Source organism: Claveliimonas monacensis (genome assembly GCF_014982975.1).
In the GTDB taxonomy this organism is placed as follows: domain Bacteria; phylum Bacillota; class Clostridia; order Lachnospirales; family Lachnospiraceae; genus Claveliimonas; species Claveliimonas monacensis.
Window position 1 is genome coordinate 324,928 of the sequence record NZ_JADCKL010000001.1, and the last position, 17,822, is coordinate 342,749.

Below are 17,822 nucleotides of genomic sequence, written 5' to 3' on the forward strand. Positions count from 1 at the left end.
AATGACACGGGGCATACGACGGAGGAAAGGAAAATGTGGAAGAAGCCTTTGGCCCTGCTTGGCACATCCGCTCTCATATGTGCCGGGGAGATGGCGAGAGAATTATCAACTTTCCGTGTGAGGCGCTACAGGATGGAAGTGCCAGGGCTGGAAAGCGGCAGAGAGATCAGATGTCTCTTCCTCTCTGACCTGCACGGAAAAGAATACGGAAAAGAGAACAAAAAGCTTCTGGAGCAGATCGAGAAGGAGCGCCCGGACTTTATCCTGGCAGGAGGCGACATGCTGACCCGCACACAGCCGGAGACTGACAGGACGGCTCTCGCACTCATGCGTCGCCTTGTCTCAGTGGCGCCTGTCTATGCCGCAAACGGGAACCATGAACAGAAGATGAAGGAGAACACGGAGCTGTACGGAGATAGATATGATAGATACCGGGATGCCCTGAAAGAGGGAGGGATCCGTGTCCTGGAAAATGAGACCTGCCTGTTCCGGAAGGGCAGCTTTCAGGCCTCTATCACCGGCCTTGAGATCCCGCTTTCCTGCTACAGACACTTCGGCAGAGAGGAGCTGCAGGTGGAGGAAATCAATAAGAGAGTCGGAGAGTCGCCCAAAAAAGGATACCGCATCCTTATGGCTCACACGCCGGCCTACATGGATACGTACTGGGAATGGGGAGCGGACCTTGTCCTTTCCGGGCATCTCCACGGCGGCGTGGTGCGCCTGCCCGTCCTGGGAGGCGTCATCACACCCCAGATGCAGCTTTTTCCCAGGTATTCGGGGGATATGTACACAAAAAAAGACGGGCAAAGCTGTGTGGTCAGCCGGGGGCTGGGTACCCACACAGTCAATGTCCGTCTCTACAATATGGCAGAGCTTGTCTGCTTCTCACTCATCGGAAAACGGGATTAAGGCCGGTGCACCCGGAACACACCTACTCCCAGAGCCCCTGCCCCTGTATGGCAGCCAATGCTCATGGTGAGAGGGTAGTGGACGATCTCCATGTCCGGGAAATATTCTCTGTATTTTTCTTTCCAGAATAAAAAATCCTCCTCGCTCATGGCCGTCTCAGCCATGCCCAGCTTGAGGACACCGGCGTCCCTCAAGTGGGAAAAGCGGGTGTCTATGTCTTTTTCTACCGCCTTGCACATGGTGCGGAAAGCAGCCTTCATGCCACGCACTTTGGCGAAAGCATCCAGCTTGTCTCCCTGGATCGTGAGGACGGGCTTTAAGTTCAACACGGTGCCCACCGCAGCCGCAGCAGGAGTGATGCGTCCGCCCCGTTTCAGGTACTTCAGCGTGTCCACGGCAATGTAGATACTGGCGTCCAGCGCCTCCTCTTCAAGATGCTCCTTGATCTGGCGTCCTGTCTTTCCTTCTTCCGCCAGAAAGTGGGCATCCAGCACGGACTGGGTCTGGGTTACGGAGATCCGGTGGTTGTCCACCACATGCACACGCCCCTCAAACTCTCCTTCAGATGCAAGAGCCAGCGCGCTTGCACAGGAAGTGGAGAGGCCGCTGGACATGGGAATATACACCAATTCTTTGTAATCCCGCAGAAGGGAGGACCACATATCCATCACATCCCCGGGGGAGGGGAGAGAAGTGCTGACAGCGGCATCGGAGGCAAGCTGCCGGTAAAACTCTTCGGCTGTAATACTTTTTCCCTCATAAAAAGTCTCACCATCGATCAGGACAGGCATAGGGATGATATGGATGTCGGGAAAAGGCTCGCATCCCGGCATGATCCCGCAGTTGCTGTCCGTCATAATAGCAATGTCTGACATAGTATTCTCCTTTGCAGTTCCAAGATATAGCTTTACAAAACATAAAATATCTTACACATTGACCGATATTTTAACAGATGTTAAAATATTATAGCAGATGGTTTAATAAAACTCAATTACAGACCATTCTGTTTTGTCAGTTATTTATACAGTTTGAGGGAAATGTTATGGAAGACAGACGCATCACCAAGACAAAGAGAAATCTGAAAGGCACGCTTATCTCCATGCTGCCGGAGCAGCCTTTCGAGCAGATCTCCATTACGGAGCTCTGTGCAAGGGCAGAGATCAGCCGCATCACCTTCTACTCCCACTACAGCGATAAATATGCTCTGGTGGACGAGATCTTCCAGGATATGGTTGCCCTGGGCACGGAAGACTATGAGAAAATGCAGCAGGAGAACAATCCGGGCCGGGATGAGGTGATCAGCTACTGCAATATCCTGGACGCCATTATGGAGCTGTACTACAGCCACTATGATTTTTTTCGCTATACTGCTCCGGAGCACAATCCCTACCTGGCTTTTGCCTTTTACAGCATTGTCCTTGAGACAGTAGAAGATCATACAAAGCGGATGAAAAACCGGAGCCGTCTTCGGTTCTCTCCAAAGCAGATCGCTGGTTTTCTCTGTTATGGCATCATCGGCTTTTTCAACGAGGGGCACGCAGAGAAGGTTCCTGTGGACAGACTCAGGCGGGAGGCAAAAGAGTTGCTCATGGGCGTACTGCGGTCCAGGGTGCTGATCCAGCTTTAGAAAAACTGTTGAGAAAAGCGCAAAGGTCATATATAATAGTAAAGCTAAGTTCAAAAAGAGCGGAGGGTGTCTGTGGGATTAGAGGTAAAGCTGCAGGTGTTTGAAGGTCCTCTGGACCTTCTTCTGCACCTCATTGATAAAAATAAAATAGATATCTACGACATTCCTATTGTGGAGATCACGAATCAGTATATGGAATATATCCGCGCCATGGAACAGGAAGACCTGAACGTGATGAGCGAATTCCTTCTCATGGCTGCCACGCTGCTGGATATCAAGTGCCGGATGCTTCTTCCCAAGGAAGTGAATGAGGAGGGGGAAGAGGAAGATCCCCGGCAGGAGCTGGTGGACCAGCTGCTCCAGTACAAGATGTACAAATATATGTCCTATGAACTGCGGGACAGGCAGGTGGAGGGAGAGCGGTCCCTGTACCGGGAACCGGATATACCGGAGGAGGTGCAGGACTATGTGGAGCCGGTGGATCTGGACAGGCTTCTGGACGGACTGACACTGTCAAAGCTGAACAGGATCTTCCGGGAGATGATGCGCAGGCAGACGGAAAAGATCGATCCCATCCGAAGCCGTTTTGGAAAGATCGAGAAGGAGGAGGTCTCTCTGCCGGAGAAGCTGGGCTATGTGGAGGAGTACGCTGGGGCCCACCTCTCCTTCAGTTTCCGACAGCTGCTCTCAAAGCAGGGGTCCAAGGTGCAGCTGGTAGTCACCTTTCTGGCTGTGCTGGAGCTGATGAAGACAGGCAAGATCAAAGTTATGCAGGAGCAGCCTTTTGACGATATCCTTATCACCTCTATGATATGCGGCAAAAAGGAGACACAGAAAGAAGAGCAAAGGGAAGAAGGGGAAGTGTAAAGTGGAGATCAGCAGATTAGAGGGGATCATAGAGGCGATCCTTTTTACGATGGGGGACTCGGTAGAGCTCTCCAAGATCGCGTCAGCCATTGGCCATGACGAGGAGACGACCCGGAAAGTGATCCACAATATGATGGATAAATATGAGACCGATGACAGAGGGATCCACATCATCGAACTGGAAGACTCCTTTCAGATGTGCACAAAGCCCCAGATGTACGAGTACCTCATTAAGGTGGCAAAGCAGCCAAGAAGATATGTGCTCACAGATGTGCAGCTGGAGACTCTCTCTATCATTGCCTACAGGCAGCCGGTCACCAAACTGGAGATCGAAAAGATCCGTGGCGTCAAGTCAGACCATGCAGTGAACAAGCTGGTGGAGTACGATCTCGTGTGTGAGGTGGGAAGGCTGGATGCGCCAGGCAAGCCCATTCTGTTTGGAACGACAGAAGAGTTTCTGCGGCGTTTCAGCATCCATTCTCTGGAAGACCTTCCGGGCCTCAATCCGGAACAGATCGAGAATTTCAAGCACGAAGCGGAGGAGGAAGCTCAGCTCAAGCTGGACGTATAGACATATTTCCCGGACAGAAGACATACATATAAGTTAACTGTCTATGTTCTTCGGGTCGTGATGTATATGATAAAACGAAAAAAGAAAGCCGGTCTTTTTCTGGCATCTGTTCTTTTCACCCTGGCCCTGGCGGCCTGCCCTTGCTTCTGCCGGGCAGCTTCCCAGGCGGATGAAGAGGAGACGCCGGAGGAACTGGCACAGCTCTACGCCCGGTCCGCGGTCCTTATGGATGCTGACAGCGGGCGTGTTTTATTTGAGAAAGACGGGAATACAGCCCGGCCTATAGCCAGCACCACAAAGATCATGACATGTATCCTGGCACTGGAGGAAGGAAAACCGGATCTGGTGTGCTCCGTGTCAGAAAAGGCAGCTTCCCAGCCGGAAGTCCGCCTGGATGTGCGGGAGGGAGAGACCTATCTGCTGGAAGATCTACTCTATTCCCTCATGCTGGAATCCCACAATGACAGCGCAGTGGTGATCGCGGAAAACACAGCCGGGAGTGTGGAGGCGTTTGCCGGGCTGATGAATAAAAAGGCGGAGGAGATTGGCTGTCAGGACACCTATTTTATCACTCCCAACGGGCTGGATGCGTCCGACGAAGGGGGAACCCACTCTGCAACGGCAGAGGATCTGGCCCGGATCCTCAGATACTGTATCATGGAATCGCCAAAGAGGGAGGCATTTCTTACTGTCACAAGAACAGACAGCTACTCTTTTACAGACCTCTCAGGGCAGAGGAGCTTCTCACTTCAGAATCACAATGCCTTCCTCTCCATGATGGAGGGAGCGCTCACCGGGAAAACAGGCTTCACGACGGATGCCGGCTACTGCTATGTAGGAGCCCTGGAAAACGGCGGGCGCACCTTTATCGTAGCACTTCTGGCCTGTGGATGGCCAAATAACAAAGGGTACAAGTGGGAGGACACAAAAAAGCTGATGCAGTACGGAATCAATCATTACCAATATGAGACCATTACTCTGGACCCGTCTCTTCCTTCTCTTCCTGTATCCGGCGGAGCGCCGCCCTCCGGAAGCCTGGGCAGTGATGCACTGGCCCTCCTGTCTTCTGAACCATTTCAAAAAGAGCTTCTCATGGCAGGTGAGGAGGCTGTCACCGCACAGGTCAAACTCCCGGCAGAACTGGATGCGCCTGTGGAAGAGGGACAGGAGGTGGGGGAGATCCTTTACCGCATAGGAGAATTCGAGGTGGGGCGGCAGAAAGTGGAAGCAGCCATCAGTGTGCCGGAGAGAGACCTTCTGTGGTGCCTGGATCAGATTATTGTCCGGTTTTTTGCAGGAAAGAATAAAATAAGTCAATAAAAATGATTAAATTTGTCACTATTATTTTGGGTATATGTGTGATAGGATAGACGAGTATTAAAAAAGAACAACAAAGTTGATAAATATTCAGCTTTTGTGCTGCTGAAAGGAAGAGATGGAACATGAAAAATTTTGAGAAGTATGAACGGCAGTATTTTATGCCGCCGGAAGTCACCTATGACTGGGTGAAAAAAGAATACATAGACCAGCCGCCTATCTGGTGCAGCGTGGATCTGCGGGACGGCAACCAGGCTCTCATCGAGCCCATGAGCCTGGATGAAAAGCTGGAGTTCTTTGAACTGCTTGTCAAAGTGGGATTCAAGGAGATCGAGGTGGGCTTCCCGGCTGCCTCCGAGACAGAGTATAACTTCATGCGCGCTCTGATCGAGCGGAATATGATCCCGGATGACGTGACGGTCCAGGTACTGACCCAGGCCAGGGAGCACATCATCAAGCGGACCTTCGAAGCTGTAAAGGGAGCGCCTCACGCGGTGATCCACCTTTACAATTCTACGTCTGTAGCGCAGAGAGACCAGGTGTTCAAAAAAGATAAAGAGCAGATCAAGAAGATTGCCATAGACGGAGCAGAGCTTCTGAAGAAGCTGGCAGACGAGACAGAGGGGAACTTTACTTTTGAGTACAGCCCGGAGAGCTTTTCGGGTACAGAAGTAGACTACGCAGTGGAAGTGTGCAACGCTGTCCTGGACGTGTGGAAGCCCCAGGCAGACAACAAGGCGATCATCAATATCCCCACAACTGTGGAGAACGCCATGCCCCACGTCTTCGCTTCCCAGCTGGAGTACGTGCACAAACATCTGGCCTACAGAGAGAACGTGATCCTCTCCCTTCACCCCCACAACGACAGAGGCTGCGGCGTGGCCACAGCTGAGCTGGGTATCCTGGCAGGGGCGGACAGGATTGAGGGTACGCTCTTTGGAAACGGAGAACGGACAGGAAATGTGGATATCATCACTCTTGGTATGAACATGTTCTCCCACGGCGTGGATCCGAAGCTGGACTTCTCCAACATGGAGGAGATCAAAGAGGCCTATGAGCGTCTGACAAGGATGACGGTGGATGTGCGCCAGCCCTATGCAGGCGAGCTTGTCTTCACTGCGTTTTCCGGATCTCATCAGGATGCCATCGCCAAGGGCATGTCCTGGAGAGAGGAGAAGAAGTGCGACAAGTGGACAGTACCCTATCTGCCCATCGATCCCCAGGATGTGGGAAGACGGTATGACTCAGACGTTATCCGCATCAACAGCCAGTCCGGAAAAGGCGGCGTGAACTATATTCTGAAGCAGAGCCACGGCATCAATCTTCCGGAGAAGATGCGCGAGGAAGTAGGCTACCTTGTAAAGGGCGTTTCCGACAAAGCCCACAAAGAGCTGACGCCGGAGTGGGTATACCAGATCTTTACAGATAACTATGTGAATGCCAAGACCATCTTTTCCATTGATGAGTGCCATTTCCGTCAGGCGGACGGCATCATCGCGGACGCCACCATTCACCATGGAAATGACGAGCAGATCGTGACTGCCTCCGGAAACGGGCGTCTGGATGCCGTCAGCAACGCCATTAAGCAGTACTTTAATATCAGCTATGAGCTGCGCTACTATGAGGAGCACTCTCTCACAAGAGGATCATCCTCCAAAGCGGTTGCCTATGTGGGCATCATCTCCCACGAGAAGACCTTCTGGGGTGTGGGCATTGACGCGGACATCATCCGCGCGTCCATCGAGGCCCTTATCGTTGCGGTGAATAAGATCGAGGAGCTCAGGACTACCGATCCGGTGAAGGACGCCCGCATGATCGAGATCATGAACTATATACAGGCCAACTATATTGACGTGACACTGGATGATCTGGCAGATAAGTTCTACCTTTCCAAGCCTTATCTCTCAAAGTACATCCGGGAGAAATCAGGCATGACCTTCGGTGACCTCGTAAAGAAGATCCGAATGAAGAAGGCCAGGGCGCTCTTAAAGAGCAGCAGCATGACAGTGGAAAATATTGCCCTGTCTGTTGGGTATCAGAATGTGGAGCATTTTAACCGTCTCTTTAAAAAAGCATACAATATGACGCCGGTACAGTTCCGGAACATGAAATAGAAAAAACGGCTGCTTACACGCAGCCGTTTTTTTCTGTCTGGTCCAGCCATTCTGCAAGAAGGCGTATATATTTTTCAGTATCATCCACAAAGCACATGTGGCGGCATCCCTCAAAGAGTTCCCACCTTGCGTCTGGTATGCGGTCATACATAGTCTTGGCAATGAGAGGCGTACAAAGGTCATCTGTACCGCTGATAATGAGAGCCGGACAGTTGATCCGGTCCAGCTTGTCCGTGTACTCCCAGTTCCCAAGGGAACCTGTGGGATTATACTCGTTAGGGCCCCAGCCGTAAAGATAGGCCTCCTTCCCGGCCCTCTTGGGTCTGCTCACACATTCTGGCACATCGCCGAAGAGAGAATCACAATGGCGCTCCATAAAACGACTGTTGGCAGCCAGGTATCCGGGCGAATCAAAATGGCCGGTCCGCTCTGCTTCTGCGATGGCCTCCTGGTCCTCCTCTGAAAGCAGGCGGATCATCCGGTGCTGTTCCCTTGCCCACAGACTGGCAGAAGGAAGCGTGCTGGAGAGGATGACTGAGGCAACGCCTTTGGGATGATAGTCGCAGAGATACTCGATAGCCAGCATACCGCCCCAGGACTGCCCCAGAAGGTGGACTTCATCCAGACCCAGGTGTTTTCTCAGCTCTATCAGCTCGTTGTCCCAGGTCTTCTGGCACCAGAGTTCCGGGTGACCTTCCACATAAGAATTTCCACATCCAAGCTGGTCGTAGGAGATGATGGACCGACCGGTGTCTGCCAGGACGTCCAGCACTTCAAAGTAATTGTGAGTAGATCCAGGGCCGCCGTGAAGAAGGAGAAGAGGCTTTCTTTTGTCTCTGCATTCACCGACGATCCGATAATAGGTCTGATACCCCAGATAAGGCATATATCCTTCTGTGATCTTCATGTCATTTACCTCCTGATGATCTGTCTGTTCAGTACAGCATAAGAATAGCATAAGAGGATTTTGTTTGACAAGGCATGACAAGGGGATCTGATCCATAAAAGTCAATGTTTTCAAAAATTTTGGGCGGCGGTTTTGAGTTTACAAACCATGGTTTATACTGTAAAATAATCTCGTCCGCGCCTGGTGCGCCTTTGAAGGCCGCCCTGCGGGGACAGATAGTGGATTGATAATTAATGCAAAATTATAATAATGGAGGCGAAAAGGTCATGGATATAACCGAGAGAGTTCGGAAACTGCACGAGATCATGTGTCAGAACAAGGTGGATGTCTACATCGTGCCCACGGCTGATTTCCATCAGAGTGAGTACGTGGGAGAGTACTTTAAGATAAGAGAATTTCTCACCGGATTTACCGGATCTGCGGGCACGGCCGTCTTTACAGCGGACGAGGCTTATCTCTGGACGGACGGCAGATATTTTATCCAGGCTGCAAAGGAGCTGGAGGGGACGCCGGTCAGGCTCATGAAGATGGGCGAGCCTGGAGTGCCGGACATTGAGCATTTCTTAAACGACAGTCTTCCGGAGAGGGGCGTCATCGCCTTTGACGGAAGATGCGTTTCCCTGGGTGACGGGAAGCTCTACGAGCAGATCGCCGCTAAAAAGCAGGGATCTGTCTTTTGCGAGAGGGATCTGGCGGCGGACATATGGGAAGACCGCCCGGCTCTCTCAGAGGAGCCGGCATGGGAGCTTGCGCTCCAGTATGCGGGTGAGGACCGCGGCTCAAAGCTTGAGAGGATCCGCGGGTTTATGCGTGAGGTGGGAGCGGACTGCCATATCTTGACCACGCTGGATGATATATGCTGGACGCTGAACATCCGAGGAAACGATATCGAATTTTTCCCGCTGGTGCTATCCTACGCAGTGATCGGGATGGATCGGATGGATCTCTATGCAGACGCGTCCAAGTTTTCTGATGAGCTGCGGCAGAAGCTGGAGGGGGACGGCGTTGTGTTCCACCCCTACAACGACATCTATGAGGATGTGAAGAAGCTGGACGAGGGCGCTACTGTCCTCATCGACCCGGCAAGACTGAACTACGCGCTCTGGAAAAACATACCCGGGAAGATGGGAAAGGTGGAGATGCGCAACCCGGAGATCCTCTTCAAGGCCGTCAAAAATCCCACGGAGATCGACAATATCCGTAAAGCGCAGCTCAAGGACAGCGTTGCCCACGTTAAATTTATGAAATGGGTCAAGGAGAACTACGACAAAGAGGTGATCACAGAGCTGAGCGCCTCCAGGAAGCTGGATGAACTGCGGGCGCAGCAGGGAAATTTTATCCGTCCAAGCTTTGAACCTATCGTATCCTTTGGCGAGCACGGGGCCATCGTGCACTATACATCCTCGCCAGAGACAGACGTGCGCCTGGAAGGCGGAAGCTTTCTTCTGACCGACACGGGCGCGGGCTTTTATGAAGGATCTACCGATATCACGAGGACCTATGCTCTGGGCGACGTGACGGACAAGATGAAGGAACACTTCACGCTGACGGCTATCAGCAACCTTCAGCTTGCATCGGCAAAATTTTTGCACGGCGCCACCGGGATGACGCTGGACATGCTCGCCAGAAAGCCGTTTTGGGACAGGAACCTGAACTTCAACCACGGGACGGGTCACGGCGTCGGTTATCTTCTGAACATACACGAGCCGCCTACAGGCTTCCGCTGGCAGTTCCGGGCAGGTGAGATTCAACCCTTTGAGGATGGCATGGTGGTCACGGACGAGCCAGGTATCTACCTGGAGGGCGAGTACGGGATCCGACTGGAGAATGAGCTGCTGACACGGAAGGGGCTTCGGAACGAGTACGGGCAGTTCATGTATTTTGAGACAATCACATTTGTCCCGATGGATCTGGACGCCATCCTGCCGGGTATGATGACAGAAGAGGAGAGACGTCTTTTGAACAACTATAACAGTGCGGTGTATGAGAAGGTTTCCCCTTTCCTCGACGAGGAGGAGAGGGCATGGCTTGAAAATTACACAAGAGCTGTGTAGGCAATAATAATAGAGAGGTGTGTATGGTATGAACAAGGGAAGAATTGAGAAAATCTTAAAGTCAATGGAAGAAAACAACATTCCTCAGATGATCATCTCTGATCCGGTAGCGATCTTCTACCTGACAGGAAAGTGGATCCATCCGGGCGAGAGGATGCTGGCTCTGTACCTGAATGTGAACGGGAACCACAGGATGATCATCAACAAGCTGTTTCCCCAGGAGAGGGATCTGGGCGTTGAGCTTGTGTGGTACGACGACGTGGAGGATGCGGTGGAGATCCTGAGCCGTTGCGTGGACAGGGATGCCGTCATGGGCGTGGACAAGAACTGGCCAGCCAGATTTCTCCTCCGCCTCCAGGAGCTGGGTGGCGGAAGCGGCTTTGTCAACGCCTCCTGGATCGTTGACCAGGTCCGCATGATCAAGGATGAGGAGGAGAAGCAGCTGATGCGGATCTCCTCTCGGATCAACGACAGCGTGATGGAGAAGGTCATTCCCCTTGTGGCAAAGGGGCTGAGCGAGATGGAGCTGGATCACAGGGTTCGGGAGATTTACAAGGAGGCAGGCTGTGAGGGCGTGTCCTTTGACCCCATCACCGCCTACGGAAAGAACGGGGCGGACCCCCACCACGCCACAGATGACACAAAGGGAAAACGGGGCGATTGCGTGGTCATCGACATCGGCGGCTTCAAGGACAACTACGCTTCTGACATGACAAGGACCGTTTTCATCGGAGAGGTGTCAGACCGGGCGAGGGAGATCTACAACATCGTCCTGGAGGCCAACCTGAGGGGGATCGCCGCCGCGAAGCCGGGCAACCGGATGTGCGACGTGGACCTTGCCGCGAGAAATTACATTGAGGAGAAGGGCTACGGACAGTACTTCACACATCGCACCGGACACTCCATCGGTCTGGAGGACCACGAATTCGGCGACGTATCATCTGTCAACACAGACATCATCAGACCGGGACAGTGCTTCTCCGTGGAGCCGGGCATCTATCTGCCCGATGAGGGTATCGGCGTGCGCATCGAGGATCTTGTCCTCATCACAGAGGACGGCTGCGAGGTGCTCAACCGCTTTACAAAGGATCTGATCGTTGTGCCGGAAGAGTAAGGATTTCTACTTGCGGACCGGACCGACAGGATTTATAATAGTACAGTGAATATACACAGAGGACAGGAACCGGAGGTTCTATGTCCTCTTGTGACTATAAAGAAAAGGGACCTGTAAAATGGGAACAAACAACGAATTACTGCAGAAAATTGATGATGGTTACGCAAAATTCAGCAAGGGACAAAAAAAGCTGGCGGATTATATTCGCAGGGATTACGACAAGGCTGCCTTCCTCACAGCAGCCAAAATGGGACAGGTAGTGGGAGTCAGCGAGTCTACCGTAGTACGCTTTGCTACAGCCCTTGGGTATTCCGGCTATCCGGCTTTTCAGAAGGCCCTTGAGGAGATGGTCCGCACCCGCCTGAATTCCATCCAGCGCATGGAAGTGACCTACGGGCGTATCACCCAGGGAGAGATTCTGGCTTCTGTCCTTCAGTCTGATATCGAAAAAATCAAACTTACCATGGAAAGTATTGATCACGAGGCATTCGAGCTGGCTGTGGAAACCATCCTAAAGGCAAGAAAAGTGTATGTGGTGGGTATACGGAGCTGTGCGCCTCTGGCCAGTTTCTTAAGCTTCTATCTCAATCTGCTCTGTGAAGATGTGACGGCTGTGAGCACCAACAGCTCCAGTGAGATCTTCGAGCAGCTCATCCGCATCGGAGAGGAGGATGTGATTATCGGCATCAGCTTTCCGAGGTATTCCATGCGAACCCTGAAGGCGCTGGAGTTTGCCAGCAACCGGAAGGCAAAGGTCATTACCCTGACAGACAGCATCCACTCACCCATGAATCTTTACTCCTCCTGCAACCTGATCGCCAGGAGCGACATGGCCTCCATTGTGGACTCTCTGGTGGCCCCCTTAAGCGTGGTCAATGCACTGGTGGTTGCTCTGTGCATGAAAAAGCAGAAGGAGGTGGTCTCCACTCTGGAAATGCTGGAGGAGATCTGGGACGAATATCAGGTGTACAGCGGGGATGAGCTGGACAAGGTAAGCGGCAAAGTGGAGCTGTCTCCAGCAGGAAGAAATGAGGACAAAGAGGCAAATCATGAGTAAAGTTCTGATCATCGGCGCCGGCGCGGCCGGCATGTATGCGGCCCTTGCAGCTGCCCGGCAGGGACATCAGGTCCACTTGTTCGAGAAAAACGACCGGGCGGGCAGGAAGCTTTTTATTACAGGCAAGGGACGGTGCAACCTGACAAATGACTGCGATACAGAAGAGATGCTCCAGGCGGTAAAGAGCAATCGGAAATTTCTCTACAGCAGTTTTTACACCCACACAAACCAGGATGTGATCCGTTTCTTTGAGGAGAACGGCATGCCTGTAAAGATAGAGAGGGGCGGGCGCGTCTTTCCCTCTTCCGATCACTCCTCTGACGTGATCCGCACCCTGGAACAGCAGATGAAGGCTTTCCAAGTACACCTTCATCTCCACGCTGAGGTAAAGAGTCTTCTTGTGGAGAACGGGCAGGTCGCCGGTATTACCCTCGCTGATGGCAGGGAGGAAAAGGGTGACGCCTGTATCGTGGCAACAGGCGGATTTTCCTATCCCCTGACAGGATCCACGGGGGACGGATACCGGTTTGCCCGGGATGCGGGACATAAAGTAACCCCTCTTTTCCCTTCCCTTGTGCCGGTGGAAGCCAAAGAAAAGTGGGTGGGAGATCTGATGGGGCTCTCCCTGAGAAACATACAGCTGACTGTGAAGGACGGTAAGAAAGAGGTGTACCGGGATTTCGGCGAAATGCTCTTTACTCATTTCGGCCTCAGTGGCCCTGTCATCCTGAGCGCCACAAGCGAAGTGGGGCCGAGGCTGGAGAAAGGTCCCCTGACCTTCCACATCGACCTGAAGCCCGCCCTCTCCCAGGAGCAGCTGGACCAGAGGATACTCAGAGATTTCGGGGAACAGAAGAACAGACAGTTCAAGAACTCCCTGGGGAAACTTCTCCCCTCCAAACTGATCCCTGTGGTGGTGGAGCTGTCAGGCATCCCTCCGGAAAAGAAGATCCACGATATTTCCCGGGAGGAGAGAAGAGCCCTTGTATGTCTGATCAAGGATCTGACGGTGACGGTCGTGTCCCTGCGGGGCTGGAGCGAGGCCATCATTACGAAGGGCGGCGTCTCGGTGCGGGAGATCGATCCGGCCACCATGGAGTCAAAAATAACAAAAGGGCTCTATTTTGCGGGGGAAGTGCTGGATCTCGACGCGGTGACGGGAGGATTTAATCTTCAGATCGCCTGGTCCACTGCCTACATGGCAGGGAGCAGCATCCCCTAGCACAAAAGAATCTACAGGAAAAGGAATGATATTATGGAACCAATATACTATATGGAATACAGCGAATCTTTCAAAATTGTGAACGAAATGTACACGGCTCTCTATAAATACAGAAACACAAAAGCCTGGGGGCCCTTCAAGATCCAGGACATCAGGACAAAGGCCTACGAGGGTGCAAAGAAACGCTGGGCGGAGCTGAAGAAGATCAGCCGGAAAGAGCGTCTTGTGAAAGTCAGCTTCTATGAGGATCGTTTCACCTGTGTGACGGGGGATGTTACTCAGGAGTTTACCTACGATGAGATAGAAGGCATATACGAGACAGATACCACCCTTGCTCTGGTGGCCGGAAAGAAAAGGAAAAAGGACGGGTTCATCGCTCTGAAAAAGGGAAGCGTAAAGGGACACAGCCTGGCGGACCTGAAAGAATTCCTTCTGAAAAAATGCACAAAGGCCGGCAGCGTAGAGCATCTCTAAAACAGACAGAACAAGGAGCAGAAGTTATGGGTTACAATATAGCGATCGACGGACCGGCAGGTGCGGGAAAGAGCACCATCGCCCGGCTTGTGGCAAAAGAAAAAGGATATATCTATGTGGACACAGGAGCCATGTACAGGGGACTGGCAGTACACTTTCTGAACAGAGGTATCTCCCCTGAGGAGACAGATAAGATCAAAGAAGCGTGCCAGGATGCGGAAGTCTCCATCGGCTACGAGGACGGACAGCAGCAGATCTACCTGAACGGAGAGAATATCACTTCCAGGCTGCGGCTTGAGGAAGTGGGGAATATGGCTTCCAAAAGTTCCGCCATCCCGGAAGTGAGGGAAAAGCTGCTCTCCCTGCAAAGAGAGCTGGCCCGCAGACAGGATGTGGTGATGGACGGAAGAGACATCGGCACATGTGTCCTGCCTGACGCAGACGTGAAAGTCTACCTGACGGCCAGCAGCCGGACCAGGGCAAAGAGAAGATATGATGAGCTGACTGAGAAAGGGATCCCCTGTGATCTGGCACAGATCGAGAAAGACATCATCGACAGGGACACAAGAGATATGAACCGGGAGATCTCCCCTCTGCGTCAGGCAGAAGACGCTGTGCGGGTGGACAGTTCGGACATGACTATAAGGCAGGTGGCAGATGCCATTCTCGCTCTCTGCCGCTGAAATATACGCAGAACTCCAAACGACATATAATTACATTAAATTCAAAGATTTAGTTGAAATTATCTCGAAAAAGGGGTATGATATAACTGTTTTAGATACGATTTACTGTGCTGTAAAACGGCATTGTGGATCATGCATGTAACAATACGTACTACATACAGACACTTGACGATTTTGATATGAATCAATTAAGGTCCGTGGAAACAGTAGGTATTACAGCAGGGCATCCACGCCCAACAAAATAATTGAGGAGGTTCAAAATAATGTCAGAATTAACTTTTGAACAGATGTTGGAAGAGTCTTTTAAGACAATACGTAACGGGGAAGTGGTAGATGGTACAGTCATCGACGTAAAGCCTGATGAGATCATTTTAAATATAGGTTACAAGGCAGATGGCATCATTACAAGAAGCGAGTATACCAATGAGCCTAACGTGGATCTGACTACGATCGTAAACCCGGGCGATACTATGACAGCAAAGGTATTAAAAGTAAATGACGGCGAAGGTCAGGTGCTGCTCACTTATAAACGGCTTGCGGCTGAGAAGGGAAATGAGCGTCTCAGAGAAGCATTTGAGAACAAAGAAGTGCTGAAGGCTCCCGTTACCCAGATCCTCGGCGGCGGACTTTCCGTTGTGATCGATGAAGCCAGAGTATTTATCCCTGCAAGCCTGGTTTCCGATACTTATGAAAAAGATCTGAACAAATATCAGGATCAGGAGATCGAATTTGTTATCAGCGAATTTAATCCGAGAAGAAACCGTATCATCGGTGACAGAAGACAGCTCCTCGTTGCAAGAAAAGCAGAGAAGCAGAAAGAGCTGTTCGAGAAACTGCAGGTTGGCGACAGGGTAGAAGGTACAGTCAAGAATGTGACAGACTTCGGCGCCTTTATCGATCTTGGCGGCGTAGATGGGCTGCTCCACATCTCTGAGATGTCATGGGGAAGAGTGGAGAATCCGAAGAAGGTATTCCAGGTTGGCGAGAAGGTAACCGTTCTCGTGAAGGATATCCATGACACGAAGATTGCGCTCAGCCTGAAATTCCCGGAGACCAATCCATGGGCAAACGCAGCGGAAGATTACGCTGTGGGCAAAGTCATCACAGGCAAAGTTGCCCGTATGACAGACTTTGGCGCTTTTGTTGAGCTTGCACCGGGAGTAGATGCTCTGCTTCACGTTTCACAGATTTCCAGAGCTCACGTTGACAAACCTTCTGATGTTCTTACAGTCGGACAGGAGATCACAGCTAAGATCGTAGATCTCAACGAGGAAGAGAAGAAGATCAGCCTGAGCATGAAAGCTCTTGAGAGTGCACAGCAGGCAGAGGAGACATCAGCTGAAGCCGAGACAGAAGAAGAGTAAAGCGTATTTTCGCACAAATATATAATGTATAAAAAGATGGAGACTATGTTATAGTCTCTTTCTTTTCATGTGCAGTATTGTTAAAAATGCGACAAGATGTACTTCGAAATATACAAGAAAAATGCCGGAAAAACTAGAAGAAGCCGGGTTTTTCTTGTATAGTATATACAGATTATAGTAGGAAGGAAGGAAAAAAGAGATGGCATTGTTGACATTTAAGGGTGGTATACACCCGGATGATGGCAAAAGTCTGGCAAAAGACAAGGCTATTGTCGAAATTAAGCCAAAGGGAAACCTGGTTTATCCGCTTTCTCAGCATATTGGCGCCCCGGCCTCTCCAGTTGTAGCAGTGGGCGATCATGTATTAAAGGGACAGAAGATCGCGGAGGCCGGCGGATTTGTATCTGCCCCCATCTATGCGTCTGTCTCAGGGACAGTCAAAGCGATCGAACCCCATTTCAACCCCACAGGGGCAAAAGTAAACTGTATTGTCATTGAAAACGACGGTGAGTATACAGAAGTGGAGTACGCTCCGGTGAAACCGCTCGGCGAGATGACAAAAGAGGAGATCTTGAACGCCATCGGCGAAGCCGGTGTTGTCGGCATGGGTGGCGCAGGTTTCCCGACAAGGGTAAAGCTCTCACCGAAGGAGCCTGAGAAGATCGACTATATTATTGCAAACTGTGCAGAGTGCGAGCCCTATATTACAGCAGATTACCGCAGGATGATGGAGACACCGGAACTGCTGGTCGGCGGTATGAAGGTAGTCCTTTCCCTGTTTGACAACGCAAAGGGTATTTTTGCAGTGGAGGACAACAAGCCTGACTGTATCGCAAAACTAAAAGAACTGGTAAAAGATGAGCCCCGTATGGAAGTGATGGCGCTGAAGACAAAGTACCCCCAGGGAGCTGAGCGTCAGTTGATCTATGCTACCACAGGAAGAGCCATCAATTCCTCCATGCTTCCGGCGGACGCAGGCTGCGTTGTGGACAACGTAGAAACTATGATCAACATTTACCAGGCAGTTGTAAAAGGGCTTCCTTCTATGGAGCGTATCGTGACAGTCAGCGGAGATGCTGTAAACGAGCCGGGCAACTTTAAAGTACTGTTTGGTACAAACCAGGCAGAGCTGGTGGAGGCTGCCGGCGGATTTAAAGGGGAGCCGAAGAAAGTGATCTCCGGCGGTCCTATGATGGGATTTGCCATGTTCACACTGGACACTCCTGTCACAAAGACTTCTTCCTCCATTCTCTGTCTTTCCAGAGATGCGGTGGCAGAAATGGAGCCTTCAGCATGTATCAACTGCGGACGCTGTGTGGATGCCTGCCCAAGCAGACTGATCCCCTCCAGACTGGCAGACTACGCAGAGCATCACGATGAGGAGAAGTTTGAAAAGTTCAGCGGACTCGAGTGTGTGGAATGCGGCTGCTGCAGTTATGTATGCCCTGCAAAACGTCAGTTAAAGCAGTCCATTGGTTCTATGAGAAAAATTGCGCTTGCTAACCGCAAGAAAAAGAAATAAAGAATAAGAGAGGAAGAGGT

At 51.5% G+C, this 17,822-nt stretch carries 16 protein-coding genes and 1 pseudogene; 15 read left to right on the top strand and 2 right to left on the bottom strand.

The genetic code is table 11. From position 1 onward, the window contains the following. The first annotated feature begins 33 nt into the window (after positions 1 to 33). Positions 34 to 909: a metallophosphoesterase gene (locus INF30_RS01495; RefSeq protein WP_226394009.1), complete on the top strand. Its 876-nt coding sequence runs from the start codon at positions 34 to 36 to the stop codon at positions 907 to 909. Here the strand turns inward: INF30_RS01495 and INF30_RS01500 are convergent. Beyond that, entirely contained in the window at positions 906 to 1,784 is an 879-nt protein-coding gene (locus tag INF30_RS01500; protein WP_226394010.1) for a DegV family protein, read from the bottom strand. The two genes, INF30_RS01495 and INF30_RS01500, sit on opposite strands and share 4 nt — an antisense overlap. A gap of 167 nt (positions 1,785 to 1,951) precedes the next feature. On the opposite strand from INF30_RS01500, the gene INF30_RS01505 reads away from it, so the two are divergent. The 5 genes from INF30_RS01505 (at position 1,952) to INF30_RS01525 (ending at position 7,405) form a co-directional block, all read left to right on the top strand. After that, complete coding sequence (locus tag INF30_RS01505) at positions 1,952 to 2,536, top strand: TetR/AcrR family transcriptional regulator (protein ID WP_076777469.1); 585 nt, start codon at positions 1,952 to 1,954, stop codon at positions 2,534 to 2,536. Between the two features lie 72 nt (positions 2,537 to 2,608). Beyond that, entirely contained in the window at positions 2,609 to 3,403 is a 795-nt protein-coding gene (locus INF30_RS01510; protein WP_076777468.1) for a segregation and condensation protein A, read from the top strand. Position 3,404: 1 nt separating this feature from the next. Continuing rightward, a complete protein-coding gene (gene scpB / locus INF30_RS01515; protein WP_076777467.1) occupies positions 3,405 to 3,974 on the top strand; it encodes an SMC-Scp complex subunit ScpB in 570 nt (189 codons plus the stop codon). 60 nt (positions 3,975 to 4,034) lie between these two features. Continuing rightward, positions 4,035 to 5,294 (top strand): D-alanyl-D-alanine carboxypeptidase family protein, encoded by a 1,260-nt coding sequence (locus INF30_RS01520; protein WP_408639743.1) that lies wholly within the window; start codon positions 4,035 to 4,037, stop codon positions 5,292 to 5,294. Positions 5,295 to 5,416: 122 nt separating this feature from the next. Next, positions 5,417 to 7,405, top strand: a complete 1,989-nt coding sequence (locus tag INF30_RS01525; RefSeq protein ID WP_076777465.1) for a 2-isopropylmalate synthase — start codon at positions 5,417 to 5,419, stop codon at positions 7,403 to 7,405. Between the two features lie 13 nt (positions 7,406 to 7,418). On the opposite strand, the gene pepI is transcribed toward INF30_RS01525, so the two are convergent. After that, positions 7,419 to 8,312, bottom strand: coding sequence for a proline iminopeptidase (pepI, locus tag INF30_RS01530; RefSeq protein WP_076777464.1), 894 nt, complete (start codon positions 8,310 to 8,312; stop codon positions 7,419 to 7,421). Positions 8,313 to 8,578: 266 nt separating this feature from the next. Here pepI and INF30_RS01535 point away from each other — a divergent pair, with 266 nt between their 5' ends. The 9 genes and pseudogenes from INF30_RS01535 (at position 8,579) to rsxC (ending at position 17,802) form a co-directional block, all read left to right on the top strand. Continuing rightward, positions 8,579 to 10,366, top strand: coding sequence for an aminopeptidase P family N-terminal domain-containing protein (locus INF30_RS01535; protein WP_226394012.1), 1,788 nt, complete (start codon positions 8,579 to 8,581; stop codon positions 10,364 to 10,366). Positions 10,367 to 10,394: 28 nt separating this feature from the next. Then, positions 10,395 to 11,480: a M24 family metallopeptidase gene (locus tag INF30_RS01540; RefSeq protein ID WP_226394013.1), complete on the top strand. Its 1,086-nt coding sequence runs from the start codon at positions 10,395 to 10,397 to the stop codon at positions 11,478 to 11,480. A 118-nt stretch (positions 11,481 to 11,598) separates the two neighbouring features. Then, entirely contained in the window at positions 11,599 to 12,537 is a 939-nt protein-coding gene (locus tag INF30_RS01545) for a MurR/RpiR family transcriptional regulator (RefSeq protein WP_076777462.1), read from the top strand. Next, positions 12,530 to 13,759, top strand: coding sequence for a BaiN/RdsA family NAD(P)/FAD-dependent oxidoreductase (locus tag INF30_RS01550; RefSeq protein ID WP_226394014.1), 1,230 nt, complete (start codon positions 12,530 to 12,532; stop codon positions 13,757 to 13,759). Before INF30_RS01545 ends, INF30_RS01550 begins: the two co-directional genes overlap by 8 nt. 33 nt (positions 13,760 to 13,792) lie before the next feature. Continuing rightward, positions 13,793 to 14,233, top strand: coding sequence for a YcxB family protein (locus INF30_RS01555; RefSeq protein WP_076777460.1), 441 nt, complete (start codon positions 13,793 to 13,795; stop codon positions 14,231 to 14,233). A 26-nt stretch (positions 14,234 to 14,259) separates the two neighbouring features. After that, positions 14,260 to 14,916, top strand: coding sequence for a (d)CMP kinase (cmk, locus tag INF30_RS01560; RefSeq protein WP_226394015.1), 657 nt, complete (start codon positions 14,260 to 14,262; stop codon positions 14,914 to 14,916). Positions 14,917 to 14,932: 16 nt separating this feature from the next. Beyond that, positions 14,933 to 15,199 (top strand): annotated as a pseudogene (locus INF30_RS14825) (4-hydroxy-3-methylbut-2-enyl diphosphate reductase); the annotation flags it as partial. Continuing rightward, positions 15,180 to 16,280, top strand: a complete 1,101-nt coding sequence (gene rpsA / locus INF30_RS01570; protein WP_226394016.1) for a 30S ribosomal protein S1 — start codon at positions 15,180 to 15,182, stop codon at positions 16,278 to 16,280. The pseudogene INF30_RS14825 and the gene rpsA, both read left to right, overlap by 20 nt. 199 nt (positions 16,281 to 16,479) lie before the next feature. Beyond that, positions 16,480 to 17,802 (top strand): electron transport complex subunit RsxC, encoded by a 1,323-nt coding sequence (rsxC, locus tag INF30_RS01575; RefSeq protein ID WP_076777457.1) that lies wholly within the window; start codon positions 16,480 to 16,482, stop codon positions 17,800 to 17,802. Positions 17,803 to 17,822: the final 20 nt, after the last annotated feature.

Bases quoted from the DNA above. Each gene is read 5' to 3' on its own strand.
- rsxC (WP_076777457.1), top strand. From the start codon at position 16,480: ATGGCATTGTTGACATTTAAGGGTGGTATACACCCGGATGATGGCAAA.
- rpsA (WP_226394016.1), top strand. From the start codon at position 15,180: ATGTCAGAATTAACTTTTGAACAGATGTTGGAAGAGTCTTTTAAGACA.
- INF30_RS01505 (WP_076777469.1), top strand. From the start codon at position 1,952: ATGGAAGACAGACGCATCACCAAGACAAAGAGAAATCTGAAAGGCACG.
- pepI (WP_076777464.1), bottom strand. From the start codon at position 8,312: ATGAAGATCACAGAAGGATATATGCCTTATCTGGGGTATCAGACCTAT.
- INF30_RS01540 (WP_226394013.1), top strand. From the start codon at position 10,395: ATGAACAAGGGAAGAATTGAGAAAATCTTAAAGTCAATGGAAGAAAAC.
- INF30_RS01535 (WP_226394012.1), top strand. From the start codon at position 8,579: ATGGATATAACCGAGAGAGTTCGGAAACTGCACGAGATCATGTGTCAG.
- INF30_RS01545 (WP_076777462.1), top strand. From the start codon at position 11,599: ATGGGAACAAACAACGAATTACTGCAGAAAATTGATGATGGTTACGCA.
- INF30_RS01520 (WP_408639743.1), top strand. From the start codon at position 4,035: ATGTATATGATAAAACGAAAAAAGAAAGCCGGTCTTTTTCTGGCATCT.
- cmk (WP_226394015.1), top strand. From the start codon at position 14,260: ATGGGTTACAATATAGCGATCGACGGACCGGCAGGTGCGGGAAAGAGC.
- INF30_RS01555 (WP_076777460.1), top strand. From the start codon at position 13,793: ATGGAACCAATATACTATATGGAATACAGCGAATCTTTCAAAATTGTG.
- INF30_RS01550 (WP_226394014.1), top strand. From the start codon at position 12,530: ATGAGTAAAGTTCTGATCATCGGCGCCGGCGCGGCCGGCATGTATGCG.
- INF30_RS01525 (WP_076777465.1), top strand. From the start codon at position 5,417: ATGAAAAATTTTGAGAAGTATGAACGGCAGTATTTTATGCCGCCGGAA.
- INF30_RS01500 (WP_226394010.1), bottom strand. From the start codon at position 1,784: ATGTCAGACATTGCTATTATGACGGACAGCAACTGCGGGATCATGCCG.
- INF30_RS01495 (WP_226394009.1), top strand. From the start codon at position 34: ATGTGGAAGAAGCCTTTGGCCCTGCTTGGCACATCCGCTCTCATATGT.